This is a genomic window from uncultured Oceanisphaera sp. (assembly GCF_947495715.1).
GTDB classification, from domain to species: Bacteria; Pseudomonadota; Gammaproteobacteria; order Enterobacterales; family Aeromonadaceae; genus Oceanimonas; species Oceanimonas sediminis.
The window spans coordinates 118,111-137,010 of sequence record NZ_CANLZU010000010.1 but is presented as its reverse complement, the minus strand read 5'-3'; the positions used below and the strand labels follow the sequence as shown (position 1 = coordinate 137,010).

Here is an 18,900-nt window from a genome sequence, read left to right as displayed (position 1 = left end):
ACCAGTAAAACCCGCACCTACTCCTTCTTCCGACAAGGGGGCATCTATTATCAAATGTTGCCAAAGATGAAAGAGGAGAACGCTATCAAACTGCTGGAAAAATTTTCCTACTATCTGTCACAGCACAAATTATACAAGCGCATCTTCGGCATTATCTGAGCAATAAAAATGAGGGGATCTCTGAGGCTACACTGCAGAAATTGAGCGGTCGCATTGATGGTTAAAGATAATACGTGATTCTGACAGGGCTACAGTACACACTTCCAGGCAGCTACTCCGCCATGATCAGGAGCCGAAAATAGTATGACCCCATCACAGATCACCATCCTTGTCATTCTGGTTGCCACCGTGCTGATGTTTCTGTGGGGCCGTTGGCGTCACGACATGGTGGCGGCGGGGGCCTTGCTGGCCTGTATTATAACCGGGCTGGTACCGGCCGAGATTGCCTTTGACGGACTCAGTCATCCGGCCGTGATCACCGTGGCCTGCGTGCTGGTGCTGAGCAAGGGCCTGCAGATCTCCGGGGCCGTCGATGTACTGACCCGGCTGCTGTTGCCGTCCCAGGCCGGTCCTACTCTCTCTATTGCTGCCCTGACCGGGCTGGGCGCCATACTGTCTGCCTTCATGAACAACGTCGGTGCTTTGGCGCTGTTGATGCCGGTGGCGATTCAGATGGCCCGCCGTCAAAAATTGTCATCCGGCAAGGTGCTGATGCCGCTGTCCTTTGGCACCATTTTGGGCGGCATGACCACCCTGATTGGTACGCCGCCCAACCTGATTGTGTCCGGTTTTCGCCAGGCCAGCGGCGAGGGCATGTTCGGCATGTTCGATTTCACCCCGGTGGGATTGACGGTGGCTACGGTAGGGGTCGGTTTTGTGGCCCTGATTGGCTGGCGTATCGTACCGGGCCGCAAACAGTCGGGTGCCGAGGCCTTCGACTCCGGCGCCTATATTACCGAGGCGCGGGTGCCGGCCGGTTGCAAGGCCGAGGGCATGACCCTGAGAGAAATAGAGCAGGCGTTGGTGGAGGCGGATGCGCAGGTGTTGGGATTGGTTCGTAACGAGGTGCGGGTAACACCGCCCAGTCCGCGCCGCCGGGCCCGGTCCGGTGACATTCTGATGCTGGAGGCGGAAGTGGAGGCGCTGCCTCATGCGCTGTCCAGCCTGGGGCTTAAACTGGAAGAGGCCAAGGCAACCAGAGAAGAAAAAGAGAAAGAAAAAGGGAAAGAAAAAGAGAAAACCAAAGACAGTGGCAACGCCGAGGCCCAGATCATGCCCGCGGCTGCCAAACAGAATGAAGAAGACAACGGCGAGGGCAGCGGATCGGATGCATCCGATGAAGTGGTGCTGATGGAGCTGGTGATACTGCCGAGCTCCGGGCTGCTGGGACGCACGGCGACAGGCATTCAGCTGCGAACCCGCTATGGCGTGAATCTGCTGGCGGTATCACGTCAGGGCCAGCGTTCGGTCAAGCGGCTGCGGGCCCTGCCCTTCAGAGCCGGTGACTTGCTGATGATGCAGGGCGGGCCGGAAGCCATCGCCGAATTTGCCTCCAGCACCGGTTGTGTACCGCTGGCCGAGCGTGACCTGCGCATACCCGATAAGCGCAAGGCGCTGATGGCCACCGGCATCATGGCGGCATCGGTTGCTGCCGCGGCGCTTGGGCTGCTGCCGGCGGCGGTGGCTTTTTCCGCCGGCGTGCTGGCGTCCATGGTGCTGCGCACCGTGCCCCCTCGTTCGGTTTACACCGCCGTCGACTGGCCGGTGGTAGTGCTGCTGGCCGCCCTGATCCCGGTCGCCCAGGCGATGGAGTCCACCGGTACCGCCCAGTTGATTGCCAACCTGCTGTTGAACGAGGTGGCCCAGGGGCATGAGGTGGTGGCGCTGGTGTTGATTCTGGTGGTGACCATGAACCTGTCGGATCTGATGAACAATGCGGCGACGGCGGCGGTGATGTGCCCCATCGCCATCGGTACCGCCAACCAGCTGGGTGTGAGCATGGATCCCTTTCTGATGGCGGTGGCCATCGGCGGCTCCTGTGCCTTTCTGACGCCGATTGGACACCAGAACAATACCCTGATCCTGGGGCCGGGGGGCTTTCGCTTCGGCGACTACTGGCGTCTGGGACTGCCGCTGGATTTGTTGGTAATACTGGTCACGGTCCCTATGTTATTGTGGGTATGGCCGTTGTAACGGAACCGAATGGATAAGGAAGGAGATAACGATGCAGAATGAATTGAATAATAAAATCGTGCTGGAGGTCTTCGACAAGATTCAGCGTTTTGGTGAACCCCATGAAGATGGTCATATTCTGGATGGCGTGGTGGCGAGCAGTGACTTTGACGGTTACAGCGTGGTGTTGTCCGGCAGCGGGGTGACCTTGCAGTTGAACTTTCACCAGAGTTATCGTTTCGATTACAGCACCGACAAACTCAAAGATCAGTTCATGGCGAAGATTGATTATATTCATCACCATTACAACGATCGTCAGCAAGACAACTGATACCAATCTGAATAAAGATCTGATCTTCTCAAGCCCGAACTCAGAGGCAACACAGCCGGCTCTCACGACACGCCGTAAACTCGTCCCTGAGGGCTCGGAAATGCCATCCCTGGCATTTCACGGTCGTGGGAGCTAGTCTCTGTTGCCTCTTTCTGAGCCCCGAGTTGCTTGCAGACAGTGCCAACAGATGACTCTGTAGCATCAAGGAGGACAAAGGGATCTGCTCAGCCGACCATCCGCACTACGGATGGTGCGGCTGAGCCCCCAAGGAGGGGTTCACGGCGAGTCGGCGGAGCGGACCCTTTGCCCTACTTTTGCAAAGCAACCGAATAGATCAGTTATTTAATCAGTTTGGTATGACTCGTTCTCTCGTGCACGAGCAGCAAAAATCCAACCCGATCACCCAAAAAGGGCAATCGGGTTGGATTGAATCGCGTTAGCCTACCAGGCGAGCCCTGACGGTACGGCCCTTGATTTTACCCTGCTGCAGGTGCTTCAGCGCCTGTTTGGCCACATCTCTGTGTACCGCCACGTAAGACTGCATCTCTGAGATATCAATCTTGCCCACCTGAGCACCGGCAATGCCGGCCTCACCGGTGAGGGCACCCAGAATGTCGCCGGCGCGAATCTTGCTTTTGCGACCGCCGGCGATATTGAGGGTGACCATTTCCGGCTGCAGCGGCGCCGTGTTGCCGTTCAGGTCGGCCAGGGATCCCTGCACGATGGGCGCCTGCTGATATTGCTCGATCATGTTGACCCGGTAGGCTTCCTGCGGGCTGTAGAGGCTGAGCGCCAGACCCTGCTGGCCGGCACGGCCGGTACGGCCGACTCGATGCACGTGTACTTCCGGATCCTGGGTGATGTCGTAGTTGATGACCGCCGCCAGTTCCTTGATATCCAGGCCGCGGGCCGCCACATCGGTGGCCACCAGAATATTGGCGCTGCCGTTGGCAAAGCGGATCAGTACCTGATCCCGCTCGCGCTGTTCCAGATCACCATTCAGCGCCAGGGCGGAGAAGCCCAGGGTGGTCAGGTGCTCGGCCACTTCCTGACAGGCACGCTTGGTGTTGCAGAACACCACCGCCGAGCGCGGTGCATAGTGGGCGAGCAGGGTGGCCAGCGCCTGTTTGCGCAGGTTGGGTACCACTTCGAACAACAGCTGGACTATGGTATCGGCACGAAACTCGTCGGCGACCGATACCCGCTCCGGTTGTTGCTGCAGGCCGCGACTCAGCTCGGCGATGCCTTCGGGATAGGTGGCCGAAAACAGCAGGGTCTGGCGTGTTTTGGGCGCGAACGCCACCACCCGTTCAATGTCGTCGACAAAGCCCATGTCCAGCATGCGATCCGCTTCGTCCAGTACCAGGGTGTTGAGGTCGTCCAGCACCAGGCTGCCCTGTTCCAGGTGCTTGAGGATGCGCCCCGGGGTGCCGACCACGATGTGGGCGCCGAACTCGAGCGAGGCGGTCTGTGCCGCGGTGGGCGAGCCACCGCAAAGCGCCACCAGCTTGACGTTGGCCATGGCCCGGGCCAGACGACGCAGCTCGCGGGCGACCTGATCGGCCAGCTCGCGGGTGGGGCAGAGCACCATGGTCTGCACGCCCATGCGGTTGACGTCGAGACGAGCCAGTAACGCCAGGCCAAAGGCGACGGTTTTACCGCTGCCGGTGCTGGCCTGGGCGATGACGTCTTTGCCTTCCAGCATCAGTGGCAGGCTCTGGGCCTGAATCGGGGTCATCCGGGTGTATTCCAGGCTGGTCAGGTTGGCGATCAGCGACGGGTCCAGGGACAGGGTGGAAAATTCGGTGTTGGTCACGGGGAAGCTCTTGATATCGAATAAAATAAATAGGGGCGCACTAAGGCCAACAGACCCTGAGGCGGGGCTGCATCATAGCAGAAAAGCGATGAGAGTGGTGTTTTTTGGCCATTAGTTAAACAAAAGCCCTCGCATGCGAGGGCTTTGCTGTCTTGCGATCTTGCTTGGTTGCTTAGTTGTGCTTGTGCAGCTCGGCGTTCAGCTCGACGGCAGACTTGTTGGTTTTCACCTCGATGCGGCCGTTCTGGGAGTTGCGACGGAACAGCAGGTCGGACTTACCGGCCAGCTCGGCGGCTTTCACCGTTTGCACTTCCTGGTTCTGATCGTCCAGCACGGTTACCTTGGCACCGGCGGTGATGTAGAGACCGGATTCGATGGTGCAGCGATCGCCCAGCGGGATACCCAGGCCGGCGTTGGCGCCCAGCAGGCAGCCTTCGCCTACAGAGATGATAATGTTGCCGCCACCGGACAGGGTGCCCATGGTGGAACAACCGCCGCCCAGATCGGAGCCGTTACCGACGATCACACCGGCAGAGATACGGCCTTCGACCATGCTGACACCCAGGGTACCGGCGTTGAAGTTGATGAAACCTTCATGCATGACGGTGGTGCCTTCGCCCACGTGGGCACCCAGACGGATACGGGAGGCATCGCCGATACGCACGCCGGCCGGCACCACGTAGTCGGTCATTTTCGGGAACTTGTCGACCGAGTTGACGCTGATGGTGCGACCCTGTGCACGGGCTGCCAGCTGACGTTTGGCCAGCTCGTCGACCGCGATGGCACCTTCCGAGGTCCAGGCCACGTTGGGCAGCAGGCCGAACATACCGGACAAGTCCAGACCGTGCGGCTTGACCAGACGGTGGGACAGCAGCGCCAGCTTCAGATAAACCTCGGCGGTGCTGGTGGGGGCGGCGTCGGTTTCCAGAATGGTCACCACCAGCGGCTGGCTGGTGCCTTCCAGAACCTTGACGATGTCGGCCTGCTCTTGAGCGTCCACAGACAGGAAAGCCGCTTCCAGGGAGTTCAGTTGCGCGGCGCTGATCTCGATTGCGGCGTTGCCGCCCTGGTAACCGATTTTCGCAGCGACTGCGTTAACCAGTGCGTCATTAGCGTTCAGCAGTGGCAGGTTGTAGTAAACCTCCAGCCATTCACCTTTGGCGGACTTGGTGCCCACACCCAGACCGAAAGCAAAGTGTGCCATCGTGGTAACTCCGTTTATTTGGTTTGAACTCGTAATCGGCTGGCGCGTACCGCGGCCAGCCGGGTGTTAATCAGTTGCAGGCCGAGCCCGACTGTTTCGTTGAACCACTCAGCGGCGAACGATGTCGCCAGGCTCGAAGGGGATGTTGATAATGGCGTGCAGTGCAGACATCCAAAACCCCCTTCCTGTTTCTTAATTCAATTCTGGTGCATCTTTTATCATATTTTGCCGTCCTGGTTGAGCTCCTCGACCACTTTTTCTCGCAACAACACCTGCTCTTGCTCGTTTAATGGTCGATCTTCCTTGTTGGTGAGACTGAAAAAGTCTTCGACCCGTTCGCCGATGGTGGTGATTTTGGCGGCGTGCAGGTTGAGACCCAGTCGACTGAAGACCGAGCCGATGCGGGCCAGCAGGCCGGGGGTGTCGAGCGCAACCAGCTCCATCAGGGTACGTTTGGTCAGCCGCTGGGGCTGCAGAAAATTGACCTGAGTCGTGACGGTAAATTCCCGATGCCGTCGTGAAGGCGGACGAATACGCACCGTGGGTGGCGCCGGGATCAGCAGCACCTCGCTCAGGCTGTGGCACAGATCGCTGAGTCGGTCGCCACTCACCGGCTGGCCGTCGGGTTCGAGCACGATAAAGGTATCCAGGGCATAACCGTCTTTCGAGGTCATGATCTGGGCATCGTGGATGTTGAGATTTTTCTGATCCAGCGCCGCCGCCACCCGGCCGAACAGATTGGGGGAGTCGGGGCTGTAGATAAACAGCTCGCTGCCGCCCCGGCCCGGTTGCTGACTGATTTGTACCAGGGGGCGCCGGCTGTCGTGGTGGGCCAGAATATGGCGGCTGTGCCAGGCGATTTGATCCGGCGTGTGGCGCAGAAAATAATCGGCAGTAAAGCGGGCCCACAGCGGCTTTATTTGTGCGACCGGGGTATCCAGGTGCTCCAGAATCTGGCGGGCCTGACGTTGGTTTTCGCGGATGCGCAGACGCAGATCCGGCGGGTTTTCCAGGCCCCGGCGCAGCGCCTTCTGGGTGGCGAAATAGAGCTCGCGCAGCAGGGTCCCTTTCCAGTCGTTCCACAGATGATCGTTGGTGGCGCAGATATCGGCCACCGTCAGACTATAGAGAAAGTCCAGGCGCAGCTCGTCTCTGACCAGGCCGGCAAATTCGCCGATCACATCCGGATCGTAGATGTCACGACGTTGCGCGGTGACCGACATCAGCAGGTGGTGGCGTACCAGCCAGGCCACCAGACGGGCGTCGGATTTGTCCAGATCGTGCTGCAGGCAGAACGCCAGCGCGTCTTCTGCTCCCAGTTCGGAATGATCGCCGCCCCGGCCCTTGGCAATATCATGAAACAACGCGGCAAGGTTGAGCAGCTCGGGCTTGCGCAAGCGGGTGCAGATTTCAAAACACAGCGGGTGACTGTGTTTGGCGGCGGGCTTGCGAAACCGGTAGATGTTTTTAAGTAGCCGGTGGGTATGTTCGTCGACCGGGTAGGCGTGAAACATATCGAACTGCATCTGGCCGACAATTTTACTCCACTGAGGGAAATAGGCGGCGAGAATGCCGTAGCGGTGCATCAGCGTCAGTGCCAGGCCGCAGCCTCGTGGATGGCGTACCAGCATCATGAACAGCCGCCGGCAATCGGGCCGTTCGCACAGAAATCCGGTCAGGCGACGGCGGGCATCCCGCAACTGGCGCAGGGTGGTGGAATAGATGCCGGTGATCTTGGGGTTGGCGGCAATCTGGTAGAAGAGCCGCAGAATGGCCGCGGGCTCGGCTCTGAACAGCTCGGGATTGATGACATCGATCAGGCGACCGCGCAGACGAAACTCGGGGGTGAGCATCTTCACGTCCATGGCGATATGGCCAAGAATGGCTTCATCGAACAGCTGCAGCAGCATTTCGTTGAGTTCGGCTACCCGCCGTACCGTCTGATAGAAGCGTTTCATCATCTGCTCTATCGGCTCGTTACCCTCGCCGGCAAAGCCCAGCGCTGTGGCCACGGCCCGCTGGCGGTCGAACAGCAGGCGGTTGTCGGGGCGGTGAATGGCCATGTGCAGCGCAAAACGCAGCTTCCACAGAAAATTCTGGCAGTCGAGCAGTTCATGATACTCGGCCCGACTCAGAAAACCGTGGCTGACCATTTCGCTCAGGGTGGCCGCGCCGAAGTGGCGGCGGGCGACCCAGCTGATGGTTTGAATGTCGCGCAGGCCGCCGGGGCTGCTCTTGATGTCCGGCTCCAGTTTGTAGCTGGTGTCCTGAAACTGGCGATGGCGCTCTTCCTGCTCGGTGCGTTTGGCCTCGAAAAAGGCCTGGCTGGGCCAGAATTTGTCGGGCTGGGTGGCCTGGGTGAGGGCGGCAAAGGTGTCGTAGCAGCCGGTGATCAGTCGCGCTTCAATCAGATTGGTGGCGATGGTGATGTCTTTGTCGCCCTGGCGAATACATTCGGCCACCGAGCGTACACTGTGGCCGACTTCCAGGTGCAGATCCCACAGCAGGGTAACAAAGCTGCCGATACGGTCATTCAGCGCTGCATCGGGGGTGCCGTTGCACAGGATCAGCAGGTCGATATCCGAATAGGGATGCAGTTCGCCCCGGCCGTAGCCGCCTACCGCCACCAGCGCCAGTTGTGGATCCTTGTCCAGGCCATGACGCTGCCACAAGCCGGTGAGTAACTGATCCATATGCTGGGAGCGGGTGACCACCAGCTCCATGATATCGTCGCCGGCATTGAAGCGTTGTTCCAGCCAGTCTTGCAGGCGAGCCAGTATTTCCTTGCACTTGGGCAAGGTCAGTTCGGTAGGGGAAAGCAGGGCCGGAGCGAGCAGGCTGGCGTCCATGAGGCGGCGATATCCTTGTAGGCGTAAGTAACGACTACGTTAGCAAAGTCGGCTTCGGCGGGAAAGCGGATCCCTTGGTGAAGGGCAGAGATAAGCGGCCGTTTGTTGCTATGATGACGTCCTCTGTTTACATGGACACATGGTATTGATGATGACAGCTCGTGCTGAATTGCCCTCCTGGATCCGTCGTTTTATCGGTTCGGGATACCTGCTGCCGGTGCTGTTTTTTGCCTCCTTGCTGGAAGCGATTATCGTTCCTATACCGCTGGAACTGATTTTGATCCCGCTGTTGCTGCTGGAACGGGGGCGACGCTGGTTGCTGGCATGGGTGGCCCTGGCAGGCTGTGTGACGGGTGCCGTGCTGGGCTACTGGTTTGGTGCCTTGTTGTTTGACAGTCTGGGTCAGTGGCTGCTTGACACGCTCGGTGCCGCCGAAGAGTTTGAGCATTTCCAACAGGTGCTGGCAAAGGAAGGCTTTATGGCAATAGTGGTGATGGGCGTGACGCCGGTGCCATTTCAGGTGGCCATGCTGGCGGCGGGAGCCGCCGGATACTCGCTGACCGGGTTTGTACTGGCGGCGACGCTGGCGCGAGGCGTTCGCTATTTCGGTCTGGCACTACTGGTACAGCTGTTTGGCGAGCAGGCCATGACACTGTTTCGCCGGCATGCCCGGCCCGTGGGGTTTGCACTGCTGGCACTGGCGTTGGTGGGTTATGGCGTTCACTGGTGGTTGTCGGCTTGATGGGCATCCCGGGATGGGCGTTGCGGATACAATAAAGGCGCCGAAGCGCCCTGATTTCCAGATACTGTGTATCCGTGCTTAATTATTGTCGGCCGCAGGTATGATGCTTGTTGCATGGTTACCTTTGGGGCCTTCTTCGATTTTATATTGTACCAACTGGCCCGCTTTCAGGGTTCTGTATCCGTCCATCTGTATGGTGGAGAAATGTGCAAACACATCGTCACCGCCTTCCTGTGGGCAGATAAAGCCAAATCCCTTAGCATTATTAAACCACTTCACCGTACCGGTCGTCATAACGTCTGCATCCTTTTGCTCAAACATCCAAAACAACATTGAGTAACTGACCACTGCCAGTTTTTACGACAGGCGAACCCGCCGGATGCGGTAATCCGAATGTAAAGTGCCAGATGACACTTGATTACATCGGTTACCAATCAATCACTCTAGCCAAACACCGGGGCGAGTCAAGCGTTTGTTTGTTATCGCATTCTGCCAAAGAAAGACGGTTGACAGCACGGGTGTAAGCGGTAGTGTGAAGGAAAGACTGACAGCCGCGTTCCTGATATCCTGACCAAAAGAGCCAGCTCTTGGCCTGAAAGCGACGCCCGGCAGCGGCACCACATCCGGCACCGACTGCTGTAGCGAGATCCGGAACAGTGATTTAGAGTAAATATATGAGCAGGAGAACACAGCAGCTAGATGGTGATCAGTTAAAAGAGGCGGAAGAAACAGCGCTGCAACCCCCTCCTATGTACAAGGTCATCCTGAACAATGACGATTACACTCCCATGGATTTTGTGGTGGAGGTACTGCAAAGATTCTTCGTAATGGATGTGGACAAGGCCACGCAGGTGATGATGGCGGTTCATTATCAGGGGAAAGGAGTCTGTGGTCTGTTTACCGCAGAAATAGCTGAAACCAAGGTAGCGCAAGTGAACAAGTTTGCCCGTATGCATGAACATCCGCTGTTGTGCACCATGGAGCAGGAATGAGTCAGTACCCGCCGCAACGGGACACCGCAGTTTTTTAGGGGAGGTGCCTATGTTGAACAAAGACCTTGAGAGCACATTGAACGACGCTTTCAACGAAGCGCGCCGTGCTCGCCACGAGTTTATGACGGTGGAGCACCTGCTACTCGCGCTGTTGAACAATCCGTCTGCCCAGGAGGCCCTGACGGCCTGTGGCGCAGATCTCGAACAGCTACGCCGTGAAACCCATCTCTTTATCGAACAGACCACACCGCTGATACCGGCGGGAGACGATGAAATAGAAACGCAACCGACCCTCGGTTTTCAGCGTGTGCTGCAGCGGGCGGTCTTTCATGTGCAATCTTCCGGCAACGCCGAAGTGACGGGGGCCAATGTACTGGTTGCCATCTTCAGCGAGCAGGAGTCTCAGGCCGCCTACCTGCTGAAAAAGGTGCAGATCAGTCGACTGGACGTGGTTAACTTTCTGTCCCACGGTGTGCGTAAAGACGGCCAGCAGGAAGAGGCACCACCCGCCCAACTGGAAGAAAACACCGACGAGGCGGCCAACAACCAGACCGAAGGCTTTGTCATCAACCTGAACCAGTGGGTGAAGGAAGGTCGCATCGATCCGCTTATCGGCCGGGATCATGAAGTGAATCGCGCCATTCAGGTGCTGTGTCGTCGGCGCAAGAACAACCCGCTGCTGGTAGGCGAGGCCGGGGTCGGTAAAACGGCCATCGCCGAGGGCCTGGCTTATCGCATCGTACATGGTGATGTGCCGGAAATCATCGCCGACAGCATCATCTATTCGCTGGATATGGGCTCCTTGCTGGCGGGCACCAAGTATCGTGGTGATTTCGAGAAGCGCTTCAAGGCGTTGCTCAAACAGTTCGAGAAACAGAAAGGCGCCATCCTGTTTATCGATGAAATTCACACCATCATCGGCGCCGGTGCCGCCTCGGGTGGCCAGCTGGATGCGGCCAACCTGTTGAAACCCATGCTGTCGAGTGGTCAGATCCGCTGCGTCGGCTCCACCACCTATCAGGAATACAGCCAGATTTTCGAAAAAGACCGGGCGCTGGCGCGGCGCTTCCAGAAAATCGACATCCTGGAGCCATCGGTGGAAGATACCACCAAGATACTGCTGGGGCTGAAGAGCCGTTACGAGTCACATCACGATGTGCGCTATACCGGCAAGGCCATTCGGGCCGCGGCCGAGCTGTCGGCCAAGTACATCAACGACCGGCATCTGCCCGACAAGGCGATTGACGTTATCGACGAGGCCGGGGCGCAAATCCGCATGATGCCCCCTTCCAAGCGCAAGAAGACCATAGGGGTGGGCGATATCGAAGCCATCGTGGCCAAAATTGCCCGCATTCCCGAGAAATCGGTGTCCAGCTCCGACAAGGAAGCGCTGAAGAACCTGGAGCCCAAGCTCAAGATGGTGGTTTTCGGTCAGGACAAGGCGATAGAGGTGTTGACCGACTCCATCCGGCTCAGTCGCTCCGGCCTCGGCAACGAGAAGCGGCCCATCGGCTCCTTCCTGTTTGCCGGCCCGACCGGGGTCGGCAAGACCGAGGTGACCCAGCAGTTGGCGCGGGTGCTCGGCATCGAGTTGGTTCGCTTCGATATGTCCGAATACATGGAGTCCCATACGGTGTCACGCCTTATCGGTGCGCCGCCGGGCTATGTGGGATTCGATCAGGGGGGCTTGCTCACCGATGCGGTGATCAAGCATCCGCACGCGGTGGTACTGCTCGATGAAATCGAAAAGGCGCACCAGGACGTGTTCAACCTGCTGCTGCAGGTGATGGACAACGGTACCCTCACCGATAACAACGGTCGCAAGGCGGACTTTCGCAACGTGATACTGGTGATGACTACCAACGCCGGGGTGCAGGAGACGATACGCAAGTCCATCGGTTTCCAGCAGCAGGATCACAGCCATGACGCCATGACCGAAATCAACCGCACCTTTGCTCCGGAGTTCCGTAACCGGCTCGACCATATCATCTGGTTCAACCACCTGAACATGGAAGTGATTCACCGGGTGGTGGACAAGTTTATTGTCGAACTGCAGGCGCAGCTGGATGCCAAGGGTGTCTCGATGGAAGTCAGCGAGCAGGCTCGTCACTGGTTGGCAGAGCAAGGCTACGACAAGTCGATGGGCGCACGTCCCATGGGGCGGGTGATTCAGGAAAAACTGAAAAAGCCGCTGGCCAACGAGTTGCTGTTCGGCGAACTGGTCGGTGGCGGCTCGGTCAAAGTCACGCTAGAGGACGACAAACTGCATTTTGACTATCAGTCGGAAGCCTCGCTGGCCCACTGAAATCGGGCCTTGGGGCATAGCACCACAACTCAGTACTACAATGCCCGGCACCATGATGGTGCCGGGCATTTTTTATCCAAGAGGTGTATGCCTGACGGAACAGGGGGCGAGCAAATTACCCAAAGGTACAACTACCGGTAACAGACGCCGCCATGTCACACTCGGAGTGACTAGCGAACGGATTAGCGAGCGCGGAAGACGATGCGTCCTTTTGACAGATCGTAGGGAGTCAGTTGAACAGTGACCTTGTCACCGGTGAGGATGCGGATGTAGTTCTTGCGCATCTTGCCGGAGATATGAGCGGTGACCACGTGGCCATTTTCCAGCTCTACGCGAAACATGGTGTTCGGAAGGGTGTCCAGAATGGTCCCTTGCATTTCAATACTGTCTTCTTTAGCCATTGAGTCCTCTTGTTAACGCAGGCAATAAAAACGGCATCGATCATGCCGGATTTCGCCTCAAGTGTAAAGTTTCCGCTCAGTCTTTCATCGCCTGCCAGTGTCCGGCCACGAGTCGCTGATGCGGGCGGAAGTGCTGTTTATAATTCATTTTTTTACAATCATCCACCTGGTAGCCCAGATAAACCCAGCTCTTGTTTAAATTGGACGCCAGTTCCAGTTGGCTCAAAATGGCGAAAGTACCCAGGGATCTGTGCTCCAGATCGGGATCGTAAAAGGTGTACATGGCACTGAGTGCATGGCCGAGCAGGTCGGTGACCGCCACCGCCACCAGCCGTTGATCCAGCCGGAATTCCATAAATACCGGCGGCAGCCAGTCACATAGCAGAAAGCCGTCGTACTGCTGGCGACTGGCGGGATACATGGCCCCATCCTGGTGCCGTTCGTTGATATACCGCTGATACAATCGAAAATACTCCGGCTTTTCCTGTTCACTCAGGCTGACGCTCAGATCCCGGTTTTGCCGCTTGATGCGTTTCTGGCTGCGGCTGGGTGTAAAGCGGGCGACGTCGATGCGCAGTGACTCGCAGGCGTGGCATAGCTGGCAGTGCGGGCGATAAATGTCCGAGCCGCTGCGACGAAAGCCCGCGCTGAGCAATTGTTCATACCCTTCCGGACACAGCAGGTCCTTGTCGAGCAAGACCAGCAGTTGTTCCTGCCGGTTGGGCAGATAACTGCATTGGTGTTTGGGCGTCAGCCCCACCTTGAGATTCACTTCTCTCATAACATCAGCTCACCTGGTTGCCAGCACCCATGTGTTAGCGGCTGCTGTTGCAGCTCTTTGAGTTTATGTAAAAAACGCGTGCGCGGCCAGCTGGTTACCCCCAGGCTCATCAGGTGCGGGTTGGGCAGCTGACAGTCGACAAGCTCGCCACCATGAAGGCTCAGGTGCCGGCACAGTGCGAGCATGGCCAGCTTGGAGCCATTATCGACCCGGTGAAACATCGACTCGCCACAAAACAGTTTGCCCAGCGCGATGCCATAGAGTCCGGCCACCAGGCTGTCCTCCTGCCAGACTTCGACCGAGTGGGCGTGGCCCTGCCGGTGCAGTCGGCAATAGGCCTGCTCGATGCCGGGGGTGATCCAGGTGCCCTCGCGATTTTCCCGTAACTGGCGGCAGGCACGAATGACCCGGTCGAAGGCGGTATTGAGGGTAAAATGATACTGGTTACGGCGTGCCAGTTTGGCCAGGCTGCGACTGATGTGCAATTGCGCCGGCTCCAGCACGGCCCTGGGGTCGGGTGACCACCACAGCAGGGGCTGGCTTTGATCGAACCAGGGAAATATCCCCATACGATAGGCCAGTAACAGTCGATCACAGCTCAAGTCACCGCCCATGGCCAACAGACCATCGGGATCGTTCAGCGCCAGCGCCGGATCCGGAAACCAGAGCCGGTTATCGAGTAAGGTCAGCATGGCAGCCCCGGTCAGTCCTGACTCGCATCGAGCCAGTCTTTACCGGTTTGTTGCTCGATATAGTCGCGAATGAACTGGCGTACCTTCTGGGATGGGGTCACGTCTTCTTCGGCGCAAAGCTGTTCAAACAACGCCTTTTTTCGAGGGTCTATCAGCAGGGTCAGGCGAGCGGTTCTTTGTTCCATATCGGCTCCGATAACGACTAAAACATGTTAATCATATTAACATTGAATGATTAATTGATGAGCATATAATCGATTGAATAATACTAATATAAATTATCGCCGGGAGAGAACCATGCCGCATCGGGCCCACCTGTTTTCGTTACGAATCGGGCATGCTTTACGCGAAAGCTGCCTGCAGGAACAATATGGTCGCCAACGTTTGCTCAAGGATGTGCTGGCCGGGATCACGGTGGGCATTATCGCCATTCCGCTGGCCATGGCGCTGGCCATTGCCAGCGGGGTTGCCCCTCAGTACGGGTTGTACACCGCCATTATCGCCGGCTTTATCATTGCGTTGACCGGTGGCTCCCGGCTCAGTATTTCCGGCCCTACCGCCGCCTTTGTGGTGATTCTTTATCCCATCGCTCAGCAATACGGCCTGGGTGGCCTGCTGTTGGCGACCGTCATGTCCGGGGTCATCCTGGTGGGCATGGCGCTGGTGCGACTGGGTCGTCTGATCGAGTACATTCCCGAGCCGGTCACTCTCGGTTTTACCGGTGGCATAGCGGTGGTGATTGCCACCCTGCAGTTGAAAGACTTTCTGGGATTGAACCTGACGGCGTTGCCCGAGCACTATGCGGGCAAGGTGGCAGCCCTGGTGTCGGCCTTTCCGGGGCTGCACTGGCCCAGCCTGGTCATAGCGCTGCTTACCCTGGCCATCATGCTGCTCTGGCCCCGGCTGAAAACCGGGGTACCGGCTCATTTGCCGGCGGTGATCCTGGCCAGTGTCATCACCCTGTTGCTGAATCGCCAGGGCATGGACATCGCCACCATCAGCAGCCAGTTCAGTTATCTGCTACCGGATGGCAGCAGCGGGCAGGGCATTCCGCCGGTATTGCCCGAATGGATCTGGCCCTGGCTGCAACCGGGGCCGGGTGGGAGCGAGTTAACGCTGAGCTGGGCGCTGTTGCGTGACTTGCTGCCGGCGGCCTTCGCCATCGCCATGCTGGGGGCCATCGAGTCGTTGTTGTGCGCCGTGGTGCTGGATGGCATGACCGGCAAGCGTCACAGCGCCAACAGCGAACTGCTGGGGCAGGGGATTGGCAATATCATAGCGCCGTTTTTCGGCGGCATTACCGCCACCGCCGCCATTGCCCGCTCGGCCGCCAACGTCAAGGCCGGTGCCGAGTCACCGGTGGCGGCCATGGTGCATGCGCTGGTGGTACTGGCCGGACTGGTGTTGCTGGCTCCCCTGCTGGCCTATTTGCCGATGCCGGCCATGGCGGCTCTGCTGATGGTGGTGGCCTGGAACATGAGTGAGGCCCACAAGGCGGTGAAGTTGCTGAAAACCGCTCCGGTGGCCGACATGCTGGTGTTTTTGACCTGCTTTTCGCTCACCATACTGTTTGACATGGTGCTGGCGATTACCGTCGGTATTCTGGTGGCCGCGGTGCTGTTCGTACGCGACATCGCCGAGATGACCCGGGTGTCGGATATTTCCGGACATCGGCGACTGCTGGAAACACCGCTGCCGGCGGGCTGGTCGGTGTTCAAGATCAATGGCCCGCTGTTTTTTGCCGCCGCCGACCGGGTGTTCAGCGAGCTGGCCGAGATGTCCCGGCAACGGCGTGGCGTCGTACTCTATATGGATGGGGTGGCGATTCTGGATGCGGGCGGCATGGCGGCGCTGGGTCGCTTTATCGAGCGGTGCCGAGAGGAGCAGATCGAGGTGGTGATGGCAGATCTGCAATATCAACCACTGAAGACGCTGGCCAGAGCCGGAGTCAAGCCGGTTTCCGGTGAGCTGACCTTTTACTCGACCCTGCAGGAAGCGATGGAGAAGGTGGCCAAGGCACCGCTGACCGCGGTCGGATAAGCCGGCTTTATAGCAATCTGACTAAGTAACTGCTCTGTAAAGGTCGAACGAAGGATCTACTCCACCGACACGCTGCAAGCACTTCCATGTGGCGCTCAAACACATGACATCCCTGTCATGTGATGGTCGGTGGAGTAGAACCCTTCATCCGCGCCTCTGCTGCGGCGTCGCCTGTGGAGCGACCTACTGACAACTCCGTGCTTAAGGAGAGGCAACAGAGAGCGACTGCCACGGCCGTGAAATGCCAGGGACGGTATTTCCGGGCTTACAGGGAAGTACTTGTAGCGTGTCGTGGGAGGTGGCTGTGTTGCCTCTGATCTCAGATTTAAATTAATGATCAGATCTTTATTCAAATTGGTATTACTCCATAGCAACAAAAACGGCGCTGTAGCAACAGCGCCGTTTTTTATTACCGTATGTGGCTGGTGTTTTACTTCAGGCCGTCGAGGTAGCGTTCGGCATCCAGTGCCGCCATGCAACCGGTACCGGCTGAGGTAATGGCCTGGCGATAAACGTGATCCATGACGTCACCGGCGGCAAACACGCCTTCGATGCTGGTCTGGGTGGCATTGCCATGCAGGCCGGACTGCACCTTGAGGTAGCCGTTTTCCATCTCCAGCTGACCTTCGAAGATCTGGGTGTTGGGCTGATGGCCGATGGCGATGAAAACGCCGGCCAGCTCCAGCTGCTCGGTGGCATCGGTCCGGGTGTCTCTCAGGCGAACACCGGTCACGCCCATCTCGTCGCCCAGCACTTCGTCCAGGGTACGGTTGGTGTGCAGCACTATGTTGCCGTTCTCTACCTTGTCCATCAGGCGGTCGATCAGAATTTTCTCGGAGCGGAACTGTTCGCGTCTGTGTACCAGATGTACCTCGGCGGCGATATTGGACAGATACAGCGCTTCTTCTACTGCGGTGTTACCACCGCCGACCACGGCGACTTTCTGGTTGCGATAGAAAAAGCCGTCGCAGGTGGCACAGGCGGATACGCCACGGCCCTGATAGGCTTCTTCCGAGGGCAGGCCCAGGTATTTGGCGGAAGCGCCGGTGGCGATTACCAGGGCATCACAGCTGTATTCGCCATCGTCGCCTTTCAGGCGGAACGGACGTTGCTGCAGATCCACGCTGTTGACATGGTCGAACAGGATTTCGGTTTCAAAGCGCTCGGCGTGTTCTTTCATGCGCTCCATCAACGCCGGACCGGTCAGTCCTTCGGCGTCACCCGGCCAGTTTTCCACTTCGGTGGTGGTGGTCAGCTGACCACCCTGTTGAATACCGGTTACCAGTACCGGATTAAGGTTGGCGCGGGCCGCATAAACGGCGGCGGTATACCCTGCAGGGCCAGAACCCAGAATCAGCAGTTTGGCGTGTTTGGCTTGGCTCATTTGTCTCTCCAACCTTGGCACATAGGCAGATAAAAAGTGGTCCGATTGTAGGGGATAGGCCAGAGGGAATAAAGCGCCACGAGGGCGATTGTCGCCACCGGCATGGTGCAAAAGGGCTTGTTTTAACGAGAATATTATGACGATGGCAAGTTATAACGAATAGTTATGCAATATAACGTTTTCCGACATGAGCGGTGATGGTGGCATTAAATCAACATAAAATAGGTTTTTTATGTTAATTCACAGGTGTAGTATCGGTAATGTAGATAACTGGCGGATACTTAACCTGTTTTTTGACCAAAACGATCAGGCTTGACGTCTCCGTAGTTAAAATAGCCGGTTGCAGGCATAAAAATTTGGTAATGATAGTTATTTCATATGAATATCAAACGTATGTGCTATCTGTTTGCTATTTGCCATGTTAAGCTACTGAATATCTCGATTGTATACATAATCGTTTTTTCTGTTTTTTTATTTGCTTTTAGCCTGTGGGTTGCAATGCCGGATATCGCCGCCGAGCGTTGGCAACTGGTTGAAAAACTGGCTTCTGGTGAAAGGGCTATTGCAGAGATGTATGGTTTTATGCCATATAGGTTTAATGTTCATAGTGGAATGTATCGAAAATGAGTCAAAGGATGGATGAAGTGTTGGATTTAAACAGCAGGCCGGCCAAAGAGCTCGACCGTATCGATCGCAACATACTCAATGAACTGCAGCAAGACGGTCGTATTTCCAACGTAGAGTTGTCAAAGCGTGTCGGGCTTAGCCCGACGCCTTGCCTCGAGCGGGTACGTCGTCTGGAGCGCCAGGGTTATATCGAAGGTTATACCGCCATTCTCAACCCCCAGTTCCTGGATGCGTCGCTGCTGGTTTTTGTTGAAATTACCCTTAACCGCGGCACACCGGATGTGTTTGACGAATTTAACGACGCGGTGCAGAAGCTCGAAGAAATACAGGAATGCCATCTGGTATCCGGTGACTTCGACTACCTGCTCAAGACCCGGGTGGCCGACATGTCTGCCTATCGCAAGCTGCTGGGCGAAACCCTGTTGCGGCTGCCGGGCGTGAACGATACCCGCACCTATGTGGTGATGGAGGAGGTAAAGCAGAGCAACCGTCTGGTGATAAATACCCGATAAGCTGTGCTAATGAGTCTGGCTCTGGTATTTTTATGCCGGGCGGGGACCGATG

At 57.4% G+C, this 18,900-nt stretch carries 17 protein-coding genes and 1 pseudogene; 9 read left to right on the top strand and 9 right to left on the bottom strand.

What is annotated here, in order from left to right; all coding sequences use genetic code 11:
* The 3 genes and pseudogenes from Q0753_RS08225 to Q0753_RS08215 form a co-directional block, all read left to right on the top strand.
* Nucleotides 1-159, top strand: a pseudogene (locus Q0753_RS08225) (IS4 family transposase); the annotation flags it as partial.
* Between the two features lie 144 nt (nucleotides 160-303).
* Nucleotides 304-2,193, top strand: coding sequence for an SLC13 family permease (locus tag Q0753_RS08220; protein WP_298719335.1), 1,890 nt, complete (start codon nucleotides 304-306; stop codon nucleotides 2,191-2,193).
* Nucleotides 2,194-2,224: 31 nt separating this feature from the next.
* Complete coding sequence (locus tag Q0753_RS08215) at nucleotides 2,225-2,503, top strand: DUF3081 family protein (RefSeq protein ID WP_298719333.1); 279 nt, start codon at nucleotides 2,225-2,227, stop codon at nucleotides 2,501-2,503.
* A gap of 436 nt (nucleotides 2,504-2,939) precedes the next feature.
* On the opposite strand, the gene dbpA is transcribed toward Q0753_RS08215, so the two are convergent.
* The 3 genes from dbpA to glnD all read right to left on the bottom strand — a co-directional run bounded on the left by dbpA (nucleotide 2,940) and on the right by glnD (nucleotide 8,372).
* On the bottom strand, nucleotides 2,940-4,319 hold the full coding sequence (dbpA, locus tag Q0753_RS08210; protein WP_298719331.1) for an ATP-dependent RNA helicase DbpA: 1,380 nt from the start codon (nucleotides 4,317-4,319) through the stop codon (nucleotides 2,940-2,942).
* A gap of 172 nt (nucleotides 4,320-4,491) precedes the next feature.
* Nucleotides 4,492-5,523, bottom strand: a complete 1,032-nt coding sequence (gene dapD, locus Q0753_RS08205; protein WP_298719329.1) for a 2,3,4,5-tetrahydropyridine-2,6-dicarboxylate N-succinyltransferase — start codon at nucleotides 5,521-5,523, stop codon at nucleotides 4,492-4,494.
* A 218-nt stretch (nucleotides 5,524-5,741) separates the two neighbouring features.
* A complete protein-coding gene (gene glnD, locus Q0753_RS08200; RefSeq protein ID WP_298719327.1) occupies nucleotides 5,742-8,372 on the bottom strand; it encodes a bifunctional uridylyltransferase/uridylyl-removing protein GlnD in 2,631 nt (876 codons plus the stop codon).
* Nucleotides 8,373-8,520: 148 nt separating this feature from the next.
* Between glnD and Q0753_RS08195 the strand changes: the two genes are divergently transcribed.
* Entirely contained in the window at nucleotides 8,521-9,114 is a 594-nt protein-coding gene (locus tag Q0753_RS08195) for a VTT domain-containing protein (RefSeq protein WP_298719325.1), read from the top strand.
* Between the two features lie 78 nt (nucleotides 9,115-9,192).
* Here Q0753_RS08195 and cspD read toward each other — a convergent pair whose 3' ends face one another.
* Entirely contained in the window at nucleotides 9,193-9,408 is a 216-nt protein-coding gene (cspD, locus tag Q0753_RS08190; protein ID WP_298719323.1) for a cold shock domain-containing protein CspD, read from the bottom strand.
* A 380-nt stretch (nucleotides 9,409-9,788) separates the two neighbouring features.
* Between cspD and clpS the strand changes: the two genes are divergently transcribed.
* Both clpS and clpA read left to right on the top strand, forming a co-directional pair.
* Nucleotides 9,789-10,106 carry an ATP-dependent Clp protease adapter ClpS gene (clpS, locus tag Q0753_RS08185; RefSeq protein ID WP_298719321.1) on the top strand — a complete coding sequence of 106 codons (318 nt, stop codon included), beginning with the start codon at nucleotides 9,789-9,791 and terminating at the stop codon, nucleotides 10,104-10,106.
* Nucleotides 10,107-10,155: 49 nt separating this feature from the next.
* Entirely contained in the window at nucleotides 10,156-12,411 is a 2,256-nt protein-coding gene (gene clpA / locus Q0753_RS08180; RefSeq protein ID WP_298719320.1) for an ATP-dependent Clp protease ATP-binding subunit ClpA, read from the top strand.
* A gap of 182 nt (nucleotides 12,412-12,593) precedes the next feature.
* Here the strand turns inward: clpA and infA are convergent, their stop codons facing one another.
* The 4 genes from infA to Q0753_RS08160 all read right to left on the bottom strand — a co-directional run bounded on the left by infA (nucleotide 12,594) and on the right by Q0753_RS08160 (nucleotide 14,470).
* Nucleotides 12,594-12,812, bottom strand: coding sequence for a translation initiation factor IF-1 (gene infA, locus Q0753_RS08175; RefSeq protein ID WP_007419779.1), 219 nt, complete (start codon nucleotides 12,810-12,812; stop codon nucleotides 12,594-12,596).
* 76 nt (nucleotides 12,813-12,888) lie between these two features.
* Nucleotides 12,889-13,593 (bottom strand): arginyltransferase, encoded by a 705-nt coding sequence (locus tag Q0753_RS08170; RefSeq protein ID WP_298719308.1) that lies wholly within the window; start codon nucleotides 13,591-13,593, stop codon nucleotides 12,889-12,891.
* The gene (gene aat / locus Q0753_RS08165) at nucleotides 13,590-14,285 is read right to left on the bottom strand and encodes a leucyl/phenylalanyl-tRNA--protein transferase (RefSeq protein WP_298719306.1); all 696 of its coding nucleotides are present in this window, start codon (nucleotides 14,283-14,285) and stop codon (nucleotides 13,590-13,592) included. The genes Q0753_RS08170 and aat overlap by 4 nt, the downstream gene beginning before the upstream one ends.
* 11 nt (nucleotides 14,286-14,296) lie before the next feature.
* A complete protein-coding gene (locus tag Q0753_RS08160) occupies nucleotides 14,297-14,470 on the bottom strand; it encodes a CopG family transcriptional regulator (RefSeq protein ID WP_298719304.1) in 174 nt (57 codons plus the stop codon).
* A gap of 112 nt (nucleotides 14,471-14,582) precedes the next feature.
* On the opposite strand from Q0753_RS08160, the gene dauA reads away from it, so the two are divergent.
* The gene (gene dauA, locus Q0753_RS08155) at nucleotides 14,583-16,325 is read left to right on the top strand and encodes a C4-dicarboxylic acid transporter DauA (RefSeq protein ID WP_298719302.1); all 1,743 of its coding nucleotides are present in this window, start codon (nucleotides 14,583-14,585) and stop codon (nucleotides 16,323-16,325) included.
* A 430-nt stretch (nucleotides 16,326-16,755) separates the two neighbouring features.
* Here the strand turns inward: dauA and trxB are convergent, their stop codons facing one another.
* Nucleotides 16,756-17,709, bottom strand: a complete 954-nt coding sequence (gene trxB, locus Q0753_RS08150; RefSeq protein ID WP_298719300.1) for a thioredoxin-disulfide reductase — start codon at nucleotides 17,707-17,709, stop codon at nucleotides 16,756-16,758.
* A 378-nt stretch (nucleotides 17,710-18,087) separates the two neighbouring features.
* Between trxB and Q0753_RS08145 the strand changes: the two genes are divergently transcribed.
* Nucleotides 18,088-18,336, top strand: a complete 249-nt coding sequence (locus Q0753_RS08145) for a hypothetical protein (protein ID WP_298719299.1) — start codon at nucleotides 18,088-18,090, stop codon at nucleotides 18,334-18,336.
* 17 nt (nucleotides 18,337-18,353) lie between these two features.
* Complete coding sequence (gene lrp, locus Q0753_RS08140) at nucleotides 18,354-18,848, top strand: leucine-responsive transcriptional regulator Lrp (RefSeq protein ID WP_071473398.1); 495 nt, start codon at nucleotides 18,354-18,356, stop codon at nucleotides 18,846-18,848.
* Nucleotides 18,849-18,900: the final 52 nt, after the last annotated feature.

Coding starts and splice junctions, on each gene's coding strand:
- Q0753_RS08220 (WP_298719335.1), top strand. CDS start 304: ATGACCCCATCACAGATCACCATCCTTGTCATTCTGGTTGCCACCGTG.
- Q0753_RS08215 (WP_298719333.1), top strand. CDS start 2,225: ATGCAGAATGAATTGAATAATAAAATCGTGCTGGAGGTCTTCGACAAG.
- dapD (WP_298719329.1), bottom strand. CDS start 5,523: ATGGCACACTTTGCTTTCGGTCTGGGTGTGGGCACCAAGTCCGCCAAA.
- glnD (WP_298719327.1), bottom strand. CDS start 8,372: ATGGACGCCAGCCTGCTCGCTCCGGCCCTGCTTTCCCCTACCGAACTG.
- Q0753_RS08195 (WP_298719325.1), top strand. CDS start 8,521: ATGATGACAGCTCGTGCTGAATTGCCCTCCTGGATCCGTCGTTTTATC.
- cspD (WP_298719323.1), bottom strand. CDS start 9,408: ATGACGACCGGTACGGTGAAGTGGTTTAATAATGCTAAGGGATTTGGC.
- clpS (WP_298719321.1), top strand. CDS start 9,789: ATGAGCAGGAGAACACAGCAGCTAGATGGTGATCAGTTAAAAGAGGCG.
- clpA (WP_298719320.1), top strand. CDS start 10,156: ATGTTGAACAAAGACCTTGAGAGCACATTGAACGACGCTTTCAACGAA.
- infA (WP_007419779.1), bottom strand. CDS start 12,812: ATGGCTAAAGAAGACAGTATTGAAATGCAAGGGACCATTCTGGACACC.
- Q0753_RS08170 (WP_298719308.1), bottom strand. CDS start 13,593: ATGAGAGAAGTGAATCTCAAGGTGGGGCTGACGCCCAAACACCAATGC.
- aat (WP_298719306.1), bottom strand. CDS start 14,285: ATGCTGACCTTACTCGATAACCGGCTCTGGTTTCCGGATCCGGCGCTG.
- Q0753_RS08160 (WP_298719304.1), bottom strand. CDS start 14,470: ATGGAACAAAGAACCGCTCGCCTGACCCTGCTGATAGACCCTCGAAAA.
- dauA (WP_298719302.1), top strand. CDS start 14,583: ATGCCGCATCGGGCCCACCTGTTTTCGTTACGAATCGGGCATGCTTTA.
- trxB (WP_298719300.1), bottom strand. CDS start 17,709: ATGAGCCAAGCCAAACACGCCAAACTGCTGATTCTGGGTTCTGGCCCT.
- Q0753_RS08145 (WP_298719299.1), top strand. CDS start 18,088: ATGAATATCAAACGTATGTGCTATCTGTTTGCTATTTGCCATGTTAAG.